The sequence below is a fragment of the Actinospica robiniae DSM 44927 genome, from assembly GCF_000504285.1.
GTDB lineage: Bacteria > Actinomycetota > Actinomycetes > Streptomycetales > Catenulisporaceae > Actinospica > Actinospica robiniae.
This window is the reverse complement of sequence record NZ_KI632511.1, coordinates 9761807-9775030: the sequence shown is the minus strand read 5'-3', so window position 1 is coordinate 9775030 and position 13224 is coordinate 9761807. Positions and strand designations below refer to the sequence as shown.

Annotated in this window: 14 protein-coding genes; 5 read left to right on the top strand and 9 right to left on the bottom strand. The window is 70.9% G+C overall.

Annotated elements, in window-relative coordinates; all coding sequences use genetic code 11:
- The first annotated feature begins 31 nt into the window (after positions 1 to 31).
- Positions 32 to 1084 (top strand): acetylxylan esterase, encoded by a 1053-nt coding sequence (locus ACTRO_RS41855; protein WP_034272095.1) that lies wholly within the window; start codon positions 32 to 34, stop codon positions 1082 to 1084.
- Here ACTRO_RS41855 and ACTRO_RS41850 read toward each other — a convergent pair.
- Entirely contained in the window at positions 1036 to 1320 is a 285-nt protein-coding gene (locus tag ACTRO_RS41850) for a hypothetical protein (protein ID WP_051452213.1), read from the bottom strand. The genes ACTRO_RS41855 and ACTRO_RS41850 overlap by 49 nt on opposite strands.
- A gap of 63 nt (positions 1321 to 1383) precedes the next feature.
- Complete coding sequence (locus ACTRO_RS41845; protein ID WP_034272093.1) at positions 1384 to 2850, bottom strand: arabinofuranosidase catalytic domain-containing protein; 1467 nt, start codon at positions 2848 to 2850, stop codon at positions 1384 to 1386.
- 234 nt (positions 2851 to 3084) lie between these two features.
- Between ACTRO_RS41845 and pnuC the strand changes: the two genes are divergently transcribed.
- Together pnuC and ACTRO_RS41835 are read left to right on the top strand one after the other, a co-directional pair.
- The gene (gene pnuC, locus ACTRO_RS41840; RefSeq protein WP_034272092.1) at positions 3085 to 3738 is read left to right on the top strand and encodes a nicotinamide riboside transporter PnuC; all 654 of its coding nucleotides are present in this window, start codon (positions 3085 to 3087) and stop codon (positions 3736 to 3738) included.
- Positions 3735 to 4847, top strand: a complete 1113-nt coding sequence (locus tag ACTRO_RS41835) for an AAA family ATPase (protein WP_034272089.1) — start codon at positions 3735 to 3737, stop codon at positions 4845 to 4847. The genes pnuC and ACTRO_RS41835 overlap by 4 nt, the downstream gene beginning before the upstream one ends.
- On the opposite strand, the gene ACTRO_RS41830 is transcribed toward ACTRO_RS41835, so the two are convergent.
- From ACTRO_RS41830 to ACTRO_RS41810, 5 genes are read right to left on the bottom strand one after another with little or no spacing between them, the layout of a single operon-like run.
- Positions 4848 to 5717 (bottom strand): NAD-dependent epimerase/dehydratase family protein, encoded by an 870-nt coding sequence (locus ACTRO_RS41830; RefSeq protein ID WP_034272086.1) that lies wholly within the window; start codon positions 5715 to 5717, stop codon positions 4848 to 4850. It lies immediately after the preceding gene.
- 2 nt (positions 5718 to 5719) lie between these two features.
- Positions 5720 to 6766 carry a cytochrome P450 family protein gene (locus ACTRO_RS41825; RefSeq protein WP_034272084.1) on the bottom strand — a complete coding sequence of 349 codons (1047 nt, stop codon included), beginning with the start codon at positions 6764 to 6766 and terminating at the stop codon, positions 5720 to 5722.
- The gene (locus ACTRO_RS41820; RefSeq protein ID WP_034272082.1) at positions 6763 to 8229 is read right to left on the bottom strand and encodes a class I adenylate-forming enzyme family protein; all 1467 of its coding nucleotides are present in this window, start codon (positions 8227 to 8229) and stop codon (positions 6763 to 6765) included. The genes ACTRO_RS41825 and ACTRO_RS41820 overlap by 4 nt, the downstream gene beginning before the upstream one ends.
- A 7-nt stretch (positions 8230 to 8236) precedes the next feature.
- Entirely contained in the window at positions 8237 to 8980 is a 744-nt protein-coding gene (locus ACTRO_RS41815) for a glycosyltransferase family A protein (protein WP_211244610.1), read from the bottom strand.
- Complete coding sequence (locus ACTRO_RS41810) at positions 8977 to 9987, bottom strand: 3-oxoacyl-ACP synthase III family protein (protein WP_034272080.1); 1011 nt, start codon at positions 9985 to 9987, stop codon at positions 8977 to 8979. Before ACTRO_RS41810 ends, ACTRO_RS41815 begins: the two co-directional genes overlap by 4 nt.
- Before the next feature lie 120 nt (positions 9988 to 10107).
- Here ACTRO_RS41810 and ACTRO_RS41805 point away from each other — a divergent pair, with 120 nt between their 5' ends.
- Both ACTRO_RS41805 and ACTRO_RS41800 read left to right on the top strand, forming a co-directional pair.
- Positions 10108 to 10902, top strand: coding sequence for a helical backbone metal receptor (locus ACTRO_RS41805; protein ID WP_084316944.1), 795 nt, complete (start codon positions 10108 to 10110; stop codon positions 10900 to 10902).
- 96 nt (positions 10903 to 10998) lie between these two features.
- Positions 10999 to 11592 carry a hypothetical protein gene (locus ACTRO_RS41800; RefSeq protein WP_034272078.1) on the top strand — a complete coding sequence of 198 codons (594 nt, stop codon included), beginning with the start codon at positions 10999 to 11001 and terminating at the stop codon, positions 11590 to 11592.
- 27 nt (positions 11593 to 11619) lie between these two features.
- On the opposite strand, the gene ACTRO_RS41795 is transcribed toward ACTRO_RS41800, so the two are convergent.
- Together ACTRO_RS41795 and ACTRO_RS41790 are read right to left on the bottom strand one after the other, a co-directional pair.
- The gene (locus ACTRO_RS41795; RefSeq protein WP_157436746.1) at positions 11620 to 12426 is read right to left on the bottom strand and encodes an alpha/beta fold hydrolase; all 807 of its coding nucleotides are present in this window, start codon (positions 12424 to 12426) and stop codon (positions 11620 to 11622) included.
- Positions 12427 to 12443: 17 nt separating this feature from the next.
- Positions 12444 to 13091, bottom strand: a complete 648-nt coding sequence (locus tag ACTRO_RS41790) for a dihydrofolate reductase family protein (protein ID WP_034272076.1) — start codon at positions 13089 to 13091, stop codon at positions 12444 to 12446.
- Between the last annotated feature and the right edge of the window lie 133 nt (positions 13092 to 13224).

Sequence of the window (13224 nt, the reverse complement as noted above, 5' to 3'; positions counted from 1 at the left end):
CTCCCCTGGCCCGAAGGAAATGAGCCCTCGTATGGCACTGTTCGACCTCCCGCTCGACCAGCTCGAACGCTACGCGCCGGACGTGCGCGAGCCCGCGGACTTCGACGAGTTCTGGCGCGCCTCGCTGGCCACCGCCGAAGGCGGCCCGCTGATCCTGGACGTGCGCCGCGAGGAGCCGACCGGGCTGAGCATGTTCGAGACCTGGGACGTGACGTTCGCAGGGTTCGGCGGCGATCCGGTGCGCGCCTGGTACACGCGGCCGGCCGGCGTGGACGCGCAGCTGCCCGCGGTGGTCGAGTACCTGGGCTACGGACGTGGCAGAGGTCTGCCGCACGAGCGGCTGGTCTGGCCCTCGGCCGGATACGCCCACCTGCTCATGGACAGCCGCGGCCAGGGCGACCAGTACGGCTGCGGCGGCGACACCCCCGACCCGCACGCCGACGCCCTCGGCGGTCCCGGCGTCGTCACCCGCGGCGTCCTCGACCCCGAGCGGTACTACTACCGGCGCCTGATCACCGACGCCGTGCGCGCCGTCGCCGCCGTCCGGGAGCTTCCGGGCGTGGATCCGGAGCAGGTGGTGGCCGCGGGCAACAGTCAGGGCGGCGGACTCGCGCTCGCCGTGGCCGGCCTCGTGCCGGACCTGGCCGCGGTGCTCGCCAGCGCGCCGTTCCTGTGCCAGATCCAGCGCGCGATCGACATCACCGACGCCTCGCCCTACGGCGAGATCGTCTCCTACCTCTCCGTCCACCGCGGCGCGGAGGAGGCGGCTCGCAACACCCTGTCGTACGTCGACGCGGTCAACTTCACCCGCCGCGCCGTGGCACCGGCGCATTTCGGCGTGGGCCTGCGCGACACCGTCTGCCCGCCCAGCGGCGTGTTCGCGGCCTACAACCTGTACGGCACCAGGCGTGCCGACATGGATGGCGCGCTACCGGAGCGCGCCATCCATGTCTATCCGTTCAACCACCACGAGGGTGGCGACGCGGTGCACACACGCCGTCAGCTGCTCTGGCTGCGCGACCGCGTCGGGGTGGATCAGACCCTTTCGACCAGACTCGCCGCCAGCCTCCCGACGAACAGGTAGGCCAGCGCGGCGAGGCCGTAGTTCAGTACGACGTTCCACTTCGCGCTGCTCGTGTCGAACAGATCCTTGAACCACGCGGCCAGGTGGCCCGACCACTGGCCTATCGTGGACACGATGCTGTTATGACCGTTCGCCCCGATCAGGACGAAGATGATGTGGAGCACGATGATCGCGGCGATGATCGCGGCGGCGAGCAGGATGACGGCGGCGGCACCCTGGTGCTTCTTGAACTCCATAGCCATACCACCGGGTGCCCGCTTGACCTGCGATCATGCGGGTGCCGGCGAAAATCGTCCGGGTCAGTTCCCGTACCCGGCGGTAACGATTTCCGCCTGCACCGCCGCTTCCGTCGACGCGGACGCGTATCCGCTCGTCATGACGCCTTCGTAGAAGGTGCCGGCCGAGCTCTTGCTGTTGTCGCCGCCGATGCCGAGGATGATCGCGCCCTGCTTGTGCATCGGGTTGTAGCCCGAGACGTTCGGCCGCGTGCCGCTGTAGTCGGTGGCCAGGCCGCCGGACTGCGCGTTGCCGCCGAGGATGGCCCACTTGTTGGCGCCGCCCTCGATCATCGCCGTGGTGTAGCGGTAGCTCGTCGTCGGGTCGTTCGCGTTGTAGCCCGCGTTGACTCCGGAGTACAGGCCGTTCTCCATGTCGGCCATGATCCACGGGCCGTTCCCGGTGCCGTAACCCCACACCTTGATGTTGCCGAAGTAGATCGCTTCCATGGTGCCGTTGCCGTCGTCATGGGCATCGGTCTCGGCGTTGCCGTAGTCGAAGCAGCAGCCGCCGTTGTAGTGCGTGCCGTCGAGCACCGCGTACTCGCTCTCGGCGTTGTCGCCGGTCGCGATCCCGCTGGTGGAGTCGTCACGGTAGCCGTCGCCGGCCGCGATGTACACGCCGTAGGCCTTGTGACCGTTCAGCGTGGTGGGCGCGGCGGTCGCGTTCGCCAGGCCGTCGGGGCCACCTGCCGCGCCGCCGGCCGGGGCGTCAGTCAGGTTGTTACCGTGGCCGGACTGGTCGTAGATCTCCGTGATCACGCAGGTCGTTCCGGAGCAGAACGAGTCCTGCGCCGCCGCGTTCGCATAGCCGCCGGCCGAGGTCACGCCGATGTTCAGCGTCGAGTTATCCGAGGAACGCCGCACCTGGTACAGGTTGCCGTTGTACGCCGCGTACAGCGCCCGGGTGGTGGAGTGCGCTGCCACGCAGGGCGTGCCGCCGGACGCGTAGATGTCGCACGGACCCTGACCGGCGCCCTGCGTGGGCGACGAACTGGGCGAGGCGCTGGGCGACGCGCTCGTGGGGCTGGGGCTGGGGCTCGGGCTCGTCGAGCCGGTGGAGGTGCCCACCGTGCCCGTGCACGCGACGCCGTTCATGCTGAAGGCCGTCGGGGCGGGGTTGCTGGAGTTGTTCCACGCGCCGTTGAAGCCGAACGTGGCGTCGGCTCCGGTCGCCAGGCTCCCGTTGTACGAGGCGCTGGTCACGGTCACCGCGGAGCCGGACTGCGTGTAGCTGCCGTTCCAGAGCTGAGTGACCGTCTGCCCGGCGGTGAAGGACCACGTCAGCGTCCAACTGCTGACCGCGGCGCCGAGATTCGTGACCTCGACGTTCGCGCCGAAGCCGCCCGGCCACTGGGAGCTGATCGCGTACGACACGGTGCAGCCCGCGGTGGCGGCCTGCGCTCCGACGGCGACCACCGTCCCGCCGGCGCCGGCCAACGCGGTGACCACTGCGGCGGCCACCAGGCCCCGCCTTCGCTGGGTGAGCATCTTAGCCTCCTGTGTTAGCGTTAACATAAGCGGCCGCGCGACCGTGCCTGCTAGCGCGCAGTGTGCCCATTGGAACAACGGGGCGCAACGGAGCCGGACCGCTCCGCCTCGACGCGGCAGGCCCGGCCGTCGGGTCCCCTGAAAGGCTTTCAGTCGATCTGCGTTGACCGGCTCCGGCCTGCCGCGCTATCGTGCCCGCAGTTATCGTCAAACTGACGCTAAGTCAGGGGGGGCATGATGCACTGGCTGGACTCGTGGGTGGCACCGCTCAACACCGTCCTGTTCCACTTCGGACAGGACGCGGTGACCTGGGCCGAACTCCTGGGCTTCGCCACCGGCGCGGTCGGGGTGTGGCTGACCGTGCGGTTCAACATCTGGAACTTCCCGATCGGCATCGCCAACAACGTCTTCTTCCTCGTGCTGTTCTGGACCGCGCGGCTCTACGCGGACGCGTCGCTGCAGATCGTCTACCTCGGGCTCGGCTTCCTGGGCTGGTGGGAGTGGCTGCACGGGGGCGAACGGCGCAGCCGGCGGGTGATGGGCCACGCCTCGCCCAAGCTGGTCGGCCTGCTGGCGTTCCTGATCGTGCCTGCGACCTGGGGCCTGACCGCGATCCTGAGCGCCGCGCACGACATCGCGCCCTTCTGGGACGCGCTGACCACCGCGCTCTCGCTGGCCGCCCAATGGCTGCTGAACATCAAGAAGCTGCAGAACTGGTACTTCTGGATCGCCGCCGACGTGATCTACGTCCCGCTCTACTTCGTCAAGGTGCTGTACCTCACCGGCATCGTGTACATCCTCTTCCTCTCCCTGTGCGGCTTCGGTCTGCGCGCGTGGATGCGGGAGAGCGCCGTGCGTGAGCCGCACGCCGAGGTCGTGGCCGCGTGAGCGAGTTCGAGCACGGGCTGGTCATAGGCAAGTTCTATCCGCCGCACGCCGGCCACCACTTCCTCATCGACGCTGCCGCTTCCGCCTGCCGGCGTGTCAGCGTCGTGGTGATGGCAGCCGACGTGGAGTCCATCCCCTTGGCCGCGCGAGCCGCCTGGCTGCGGGAGGAGTACGCCGAGAGCCACGTGGACGTCGTCGGGATCATGGACAACCTCCGCGTCGACTACGGCGACGACGACGCGTGGGAGGGCCACGTGAGCCTCATGCGCGAAGCCCTGACGGCTTCCGCGCACGCGGGCGTCCCGGTGACGGCCGTCTTCACCTCGGAGCCATACGGCGCGGAGATGGCGCGCCGATTCGACGCCGCGGACGTGCGCCTCGACCAGTCGCGCGGGACCGTCCCGATCTCGGCGACGAAGGTGCGTGCCGATCCGATCGCGCACTGGGAGTCGATCGCACCGCCCGTGCGCGCGTGGCTCGCCCGCCGCGTCGTCGTGCTCGGCGCGGAGTCCACCGGGACCACCACGCTCTCACTCGACCTCGCTGAAGCCCTGCGTGCACGTGGCGGCGCACACGCGTCGACGGGCTGTGTGCCGGAGTACGGCAGGACCCTGACGGTCGTCAAGCTGGCGGTGGCCCGGGCGCTGGCGGCGCGCGAGCGCGGGCCGGAGCCGAGCATCTTCGACCTCGAATGGCTCGACTCTGATTTCACCGACGTGGTCGTACGCCAGACCGCCGACGAAGACCGTGCGGCACGTCGCGGCGGACCCGTGCTCGTCTGCGACACCGACGCGCTCGCTACCACCGTCTGGCAGGAGCGCTACATGGGCGCGACCACGCCCGACGTCGAGCGAGCCGCAGCCGCCATGCCCAAGCGCGCGCTGTACATCCTCACCAGCGACGAGGGCGTCCCTTTCGAAGACGACGGCCTGCGCGACGGCGAGCACATCCGCGCCTGGATGACGGGCCGGTTCCGCGAGATCCTTGCCGCGCAGGACATCCCGTGGATCGAGGTGACCGGCGCTCGGGATGCACGGCTGCACCAAGCGATCGCAGCAGTCGATGACATGCTCGCGCGCGGCTGGGGTCTGGCCGATCCGCTCGGCTGATCAGATCGGGCGGTAGTCGGCGAGGGTACGCGTCGGCGCGAAGCCCTGGCCCCGCGCTTTACTCGTGTCGAGAACGACGGTGTGGGCAAGCTGATCGACCGCATAAGGCGTGAGCACGGCGCTGGGCAGAGCTCTGACTATCGGCAGTGGCACATGGAGGATGCGCCCGGCGCCACGGCCGTGAGCTATCAGGACGCTGAGGACCGCGGCGTCTCGCCGATAGGGCTCGGGATCGACGATGTTGTAGGCGCCGGTTGGCCAAGCCGCCGCGGCAAGGCACGCGTCCGCCAGGGTTTCGACGGCGGTCAGGCTGAGCGTGACGTCCTTGCCGGGAAGTGGCATCAGGCCCCTGCGCTGGTGCGCGAGCAGCCGCGGGACCAGGTGCGGATCCCCGAGCCCGTAAACCGCGCGGGGCCGCAGGACCACGGCTCCCGCGGCCAGCGCGGCGCGGTCGGCCTGTGCCTTCGTGGCGCCGTACGCGTTGAGGTGGCCGCCTTCGGTCGGATGATCCTCGGTGATACGTTCCCTGCTTCGCCTCGTGTCGTAGACGCTCGCACTGCTGACGAAGACGACCTTGCACCCGGCCCTCGCGGCCGCCTCAAGCAGACGCTGCGTGCCGCGCACGTTGACTGCCGCCTGGTTGCGCTCCTCGGCGCTGCCAGGCTTGTGATCGCCGACTGCAGCGGCGCAGTGGATCACCAGCTCCGCGCTGTGCAGGTCCGGCACATCGGCGGACGCGTCCCACGGGATGTGCCGGCCCACCGGGCCCTTCGTGCGCGAGAAGCAGAGCGCTTCATCGCCTCGATCCCGTGCGGCCCGCGCGACGTAGCCGCCGCAGAAGCCGCTCGCTCCAGTGACGGCTACGCGCATGCTCACACCCGGCTTCCCGCCATCACCAGCTTCGCGTAGCCGGGCAATGCGGTCCCGCGTGCCGCGACCGCTTTCCGAACCTCGGGGCGATGAGGAACGAGCGCCGTGAGGAAGTCCGTGAGCTGGGCGCGGGCCAGGTTGGCGCCAGGGCAGGCGTGCGGACCGGCGCCGAAGACGGCTTGGGCCGCAGTCCGCTCGTTCCTCGCCGTATCGCGGTGGGCCTCGGCGGCGTGGCGGGCGACCAGGATGAGCCGGTCTCCTGCGCGGATCCGGAAACGCCTGTCCCCCAGCCGGATCGTCGCGCCGGCCGCGGCAACGCGCGGCAGGATCGGCGTAGGCGCCGTAACGCGTAGAAGCTCGCTGGTGAGCTCCGGCGAGATCTGATCCCAAAGCTCTGCTCTCGCACACCACGCCGCAGCTCGCGGCAGCGCGGCAAGGGTGGTGTTGACGGCTGCGACCGCCAGCATCGCGTCTAAGGGGTCGGGTAGCAGTGCGCTGAGTGCATCGGCAGCGCGTAGCGCTCGGAGTGCGACCCGTCGGTGCCCCCACAGGCGGGGCAAGTGTTCACCTGCTGCGTTCGAGGCAGCCTCGACGGTTGCTTCAGCGAGCACGAGCGGCTCGGTCGCACAGCCCGTCAGCGCACACGCCGTGGCCCCCGCGATCTCCTTCGCCAGCGGGACGAGGTCGACCGGACCAGGCAACTGCGTGAGCCCGCGTTCGATGACGCCCTGCCAGATCGGACGAACACGGCTCACTCCTTCGGCGCCCAGGTCCGCGGCCAGCGATCGGCGTGCTTCGCGATGCTCGTCTCCGGCCTGGTCGAAAAGCACTCCCCCGCCGCCCAACTGCAGTGCCGCACCGCCCGTCGTGCCCTCGGCCTCGCGGTCGAGCGGGACGTTCGTCAGAATCTCCCGGTAGACCTCGGCGTCGTGCACGAGCAGGGTACGTCCGACCCAGACGGCGCCCAGCGGCCTGGTGGCGCTGATCAGCCCGAACAGCAACGGATGGCTGCGCAGGTAGACGCGGCGGTCCAGCGACCGTGCGCTCATCGCTTGGCCAGCCGCTTCGCGCACCGCTGCGCCGCCTTCTCCCGGTCCGGTTTGCGCGACCGGCCCTTGAGCGGCACGGTGGCGAACACCACCTCGTCCGGGCGGGCGCTGCCCATGCGCGCGAACGGCACCTCGAGTTCCTCGAGCAGCTTCTTCCGGTCCGCTCCGATCCGCGCCTGGATCATCGCGACCAGGCGTTCGTCGCCGTCGCCGTCCGGTATGCCGACCAGCAACGCCGACTCCACGTCGGGCAGGTGCAGGGAGGGCTCGTACAGTCCGGGGTAGATGTTCTCGGCATTTCGCAGCACCATGTCTTTGCAGCGCCCTTCCAGCACGATCTGGCCGTCCGCGGTGATCATAGCCCGGTCTCCCGTGCGCACCCAGGGGTCGGGCTCTTCGCCGAGGTAGCGGTCCCGCACACCCGCGCCGGTCAGCAGCAGCTCGCCGGTCTCCGAAACTTTCGCTTGCACGCCGGGAAGCGGACTGCCGACGAGGTCGCCGGCCGCCGTGAACGCCGCCTTCTCGTCGTATTCGACCGCGGACACCGGGAAGCATTCCGTCATCGCGTAGACGCCCCAGGCCTCGGTGGCGCCGGCGTCCCGGATCCGGCCGAGCAAGCGCGCGCTCACCGGTGCCGAACCGAGCCAGACGCGTCCGGTGAAGTGCCGCACCTCGCGCGCTTCGGGCGGCGTCAGGTACGTCTCGTCCGGCTTGAGCCTGGCGATCTGGCGGCCGAGGCCTCCCGGGCTCAGTGCCGGAAGAGCGACGGTGGCGCCGCCGGCGAGCGCCGGAAGCTGGACGAAGAACGTGCCGCCGAGCACGATCGAGCCCTCATTCGGGCCCACCAGGTCCGCGACCGCGCGCATGCCGGCGGCGAGGCTCGCCCGGCTGTGTACCACCGCTCTTGGCGCGGCGGTCGTGCCGGAGGTGAAGATGATGACCGCGTCGCTCTGCTCGTCCACATCGAAGGGCGGAGCCGGCGCGCAGCCGGACGTCTCGAGCGCGGGCGCGCAGCCCATCCGTCGCGGCCCCACCGTGACCACGGCCGGGCCGAGCTCGTCGAGCCGCGGCATCGCTATGCGGGCGCGACGGGCCACCGGCGCAGCCCAACCCGCCACCGCTTGGACGAGGGCGTCAGCGATGATCAACGAAGGCGCGGCCAGCTGAGTGCCGGCCCGCATCACGTCCGGACCGGCAGCCGGATTGAGGGCCGCCACACGCAAGCCGAGGCGGTGCGCCGCGAGCATGACGGCGAGCGTATGCAGGCCCGGGCGTGCCGCGACTCCGAGGGTGTCACCAGGGCGCAGGCCGTGCCGCGAGTACAACGCGGCCGCATACCCATCGGCGAGGTCTGCGATGTCCCCGCGTCGCGCGATGACCCGAGGCTCGTCGCCTCGGCTGTGGCCGAGCAGCGCCGGACGCTCGGGGTCGCGGCGCAGCGTGCGGTAGAGGGTATCGAGCATCACGGCCTCACCGAGGGTCGACGGAGCGGGTGCCGGCGCCGCGTTCCAGATACCACCGGGCCGTTCCGACCACGCCATAGGCGCGTATGCGGCGGGTGGAGTTGCGGGAGATCATGTCCCTCCGGTGCACGATCGCGGTGGTGTGGCGGCGGACCATGTTGATGAACATCCGGTCGGTCGGCGAGGGCAGCCGGGGCATACCGCCGACGTGCAGATACAGCTGTGCGGTGATGGCCATGTTGTTGCCCGCGTGCATCCGATACGGCACCAGGTAGCCGTGCCTGCGGCGGTGCGCGGGCCGGATCCGGCCGAAGCCGGCACCCAGCACCACGAGCAGGCGGAACACCGCCCGGCCGACCGGGCCGTGCTCGTCCGGGCGGGCCAGGACGCGGCCGCACACCAGCCCGCCGGACTCCACCAGCCCGGCGCGCGCGGCGGCGGTCCAGTCCGGACGCGGAAGGCAGTCTGCGTCGGTGCGGGCCAGCAGCGTCGCGCCGTGTTCGATGGCGTAGCGGAAGCCGGTGTCCACGGCGCTGCCGACGCCCTTCTCCGGTTCGGTGATGAGCTCGACCGGGAACGGTGCCTCCCGGGCGAAGGCGTGGACGAGTTCAGCGGTCTGGTCGGTCGAGCCGTTGTCCACCACGAGAAGCGTGAAATCAGTGTCCTGCTGACGGGCCAACGCGTGGAGCGCACCCGAGATCCGGGCCTGCTCCTGGTAAGCCGGGATCACCACCCACAACGCCGTGCTCACGGCACCTCCCACACGATCGTCATCAGGCTGACCCCGCCGCCGAGTCCGATCATCAGGACTTTGTCCCCGGAGCGCAACTCGCCGTGTATGCGGGCCAGCTGCACGCCCAGGGTGGCGCTGGCGAGATTGCCGAGCTCCGGGACGGTCAGGACGAGCCGGTCCGCGGGCGCGCCGGTGAGCTCGAGGAAGCGTTCGAGGTAGGGCAGCGAGACCTGGTGCACGAGGATCCGGGCGTAGGCTTCCCAACCGAGTCCGGTGCGTTCGCCGACCCGGGCCAGGATGCCGGCGCCGATCTTCTCGAAGACCGTGCGCAGTTCGGCGCCGCTGCCGCGGAAGTACGTGTGCTCGTCGCCGCGCGGGTGGCGCGATCCGCCGCCGGGGATGCCGCCGAGCGTCCAGTGCTCCGACGCGGTCTCGGTGTCGATGTCGAGTATTCCGCCGCGTGGCACGGACTCGACCACGACGGCGGCGCCCGCGTCGCCGAAGGTGTATCCGGCGAAGCCGTCGCGCAGCTCCTCGGAGCCGCCGGGGTCGAGCCGCATCGCGCGACTCGGCGTCTCGCCCGTCACCACCAGGGCTCGCCGCGACCGGCCGGCCAGGATCATGGCGCGGGCCGTGTCGATGCCGTTGAGGAAGCTGTTGCAGGCGTTCGACAAGTCGAACGTGTGCGCCCTCGATCCGAGCTCGGCCTGCACGACGTGCGCGGTGGCGGGTTCGCACAGATCGCGGGTGGCGGAGGCGAACAGCAGCAGGTCGATGTCGAGCGGGTCGAGTTCGGCGTGCTCCAACGCCCGGCGTGCCGCGCCGAGGGCGAGTGTGGAGGCGTATTCGCCTTCGGCGACGAAGCGGCGGGTGCGGATGCCGGTGGCCTTCTCGAACATGCCGTCCGCCAAACGCAGACCGCTGCCGACGCTCACCGCGTCCTGGAGTTGTTGCGTCGTCAGTTCGCGCGCGGGCAGACAGGAGCCGCTCGCGGTGATCCCGACGCGGGGAGGCTGGAGAACCATGACCATGATTGTCATACTGCCGCTGTCGTCCTGTCGCCGGGTGAGTAGCGGTACTCACCAGGGGCAAGTGGCCGGGCTCAAATCGTGCAGTCCGGGACTCCGACGCGCTAAGAGTGGGGCATGCGGACACACGTGGAGGCTGACGATCTCGGCGAGGACGTACGGCTGGGACGGCCGATACAGCGGGTCGTCTCAATCGTGCCGTCGCTGACCGAGGCGGTGGCCGCGACTGCGCCCGGACTGATCGTCGGGGCCACCGCGTGGTGCACGCACCCGCCCGATCTCGACGTGGAGCGGATCGGCGGGACGAAGAACCCGGATACGGCCCGGATCGCGGCGATGCAGCCCGACCTCGTGATCGCGAACGAGGAGGAGAACCGGGCCGCCGATCTCGACGCGCTGCGGACGGCCGGAGTACCGGTGTGGGTGACCAGGGTGCGCACGCTCGACGAGGCCTTCGCTTCGCTCCATCGGCTACTGACCTCGGCGTGCGGCTTGGAGCGGCCTGAGTGGCTCGACCAAGCGCAGGCGGCGTGGACGCCGGTGGAGGGAGGCCTCGAACAACGCCGCGCGATCGTCCCGATCTGGCGGCGGCCGTGGATGGTCCTCGGCAGCGACACCTTCGCCGGCGATGTCCTCGCTCGGCTCGGCGTGGCGAACGTCTACGCGGACCACGCCGAGCGGTACCCGGCGATCCCGCTGCCGGAACTCCAGGCGGCGCGGGCGGATCTGGTGGTGCTGCCGGACGAGCCGTACGCCTTCTCCGCCGAGGACGGGCCGGAGGCGTTTCCCGGCGTGCGGGCCGCACTGGTGAGTGGACGTCAGCTGACCTGGTACGGGCCGAGTCTGGTGCAGGCGCGGGAGGTGCTGGCGAGGCAGCTGGCTGGCGAAGCTCGGCGCAGCACCGCGAGATAGGTGGAATGACGCCCGGTCCCGTGTGAGCCGCCGGAGATCGGGTAGCCGGTCTCTGATCGTACACCTGTCACACCAAGGAGAGGGTGGTGGAGCGCGATGCGCCTGTGGGCCACCGTCACGATCGCGCTCGCGGCGGGCTTCGCGCTGGGTCGGTTCTCGGCCTGGTGGCGGACGCGCGGAGCCGACCGTATGTTCGAACGCGACTTCGCGCAGCTCGCCGCGTCGATGGACGTCGACGTGGAGGAGCTGGCCGGGCCGGGCCCGGCCGCACTGACCGACGCGGGCCGACCCCGCACGCACGCCGTGGACCCGGCCGAGCTCAATCCGCTGCCCTTGAGCGAGCGCGACCGCGCCTACTACCTGGGCAGCTGGGGCAACGTCATCGGCGAGTTCTCCCGCTCGCCCGCCAGCGCCCTGCTGCTGGCCCAGCACCTGACCGCGAACCTGCTCGTGAACCGGGGTCTGGTGCCGGCCGACACGGCCCGCCCGACCCGGCTGCCGGAGTCCTGGGACTTCCCCTCGGCCCGCGGCTACGCCCGGGCCCGGCACATCGGCGAGCGCGCCGAGACGCAGGCGGCGCACGGCCGCGGCCTGCGCACGCTGGACCTGGCCGACGCGCTGCGCATGTTCGAGGCCTTCTACATGGAGATGCTGGAACTCGAGACGGAGGACCCGGCGGCCGAGTGCTGAGCCGCCGGGCGCGTCAGGGCCGGAGCTTCACCCGAAGAACGTGGTGAGCAGCGGCGCGAGCACCGCCGGGCGCTGCAGCACCGAGTGGTCCTCGTCCGGGACGACCTCGAGCGCCGCGCCGGGGACGAGCGCGGCCACCGCCTTCGTGCCGGCCGCGAGGCCCGGGGTGGTCTGCTCCCCGTAGATCGCCAACACCGGGAGGTCGATGCCGGTCAGCCGATCCGAGCTGAGCAGGTCCCAGGGCGAGGAAAGCAGCGCGTCGTAGGGCAGGCTCGGCGCCTTGTCCACCAGGAAGGACCAGGCCGGACCGGACTTCATACCGGCCACGCCCTGCTCCGGCACACCCACCAGGTCCCGCAGGAACAGCTGCGCGGCCCCGTCCCGGTCGCCGGCGGCCACCAGGGCCTTGAGCCGGCCGAAGAGCTCTGGGGCCGGCCGCGGCAGGTCGGGGTCGGCGCTGTAGGGCGGCTCGTAGACCGCGAGCCGGTCGATCGGCAGCCCGTGGTGAGCGCCCTCGAGCGCGAGGATGGCGCCCGAGGAGTGCCCGAACACGCTGGCCCGCCCGCCCGCGTAGCCGAGCACCGTGGCCAGATCGCCGACCTCGTCGGCGATGGCGTAGTCCTGACTCTCGTCGCCGCTCGCGCCCCGGCCGCGCCGGTCGTAGGTGAACACGGAGAAGCGCGAGGCCAACTGCTCGGCGAGCCCCGCGACCGTGCTGCGGTCGTTGAAGGCGCCGCCGATCAGCACGACCGCGTCGCCCTCGCCGACGACGTCGATGACGATCTCGGTGCCGTCGACGGCGGTGACGGTCTCGGTCACGGTCTGCTCGGACACGGCGGCGATTCCTCTCCTCAGGGACGGTTGAAGATCACGTGCGTGACGCCGCTCGGCGTGCTGACCGACTCGATCTCCGGGAAGCGCTCTTCGAGCCCTTCCATCCCGTCCCACAGCCGCTCGCCGCGGCCGAGCAGGATCGGCACGATCACCACGTGCAGATGGTCGATCAGATCCGCTTCCAGGAACGCCCGCACCACGCTCGGGCCGCCGCCGATGCGCACGTCCAGGCCGCCGGCCGCCTCGCGGGCCTGGCGCAGCGCCTCGGCCGGCTCGGCGTCGATGAAGTGGAAGGTCGTGCCGCCCTGCATCTGCAGGGTAGGGCGCGGATGGTGGGTGAGCACGAAGACCGGCGTGTGGAACGGCGGGTCCTCGCCCCACCAGCCCTCCCACTCCAGGTCGGGCCACGGCCCCTGTTGCGGACCGAACTTGCGCCGGCCCATGATCTCGGCGCCGATGCCCGGGCCCCAGGCCTTGGCCAGTGCGTCGTCCACGCCGACCCGACCGCCGGGCTTGCCCTGCATCGACCGGAAGGCCTCGGTGCCGAAGAACCACTCGTTCAGCCGGGTGCCGGCGTGGCCGAAGGGCGCCTCGAGGCTCTGGCCCTCGCCGGCGCCGAAGCCGTCGAGCGAGATGGAGAAGTTATGAACCCTGACGCGGGACACGCGGCGACCTTTCGGGATGGCAAGAGCACTGAGACACCACCGTAGGTGGGGCGCCGGTCCCGCGCAAACACCACGCCGCCCCCGGTCCGGCGCGCGCCGCGCCCGGCGGAGTCCGGCCCGCTCCGGGCCGATC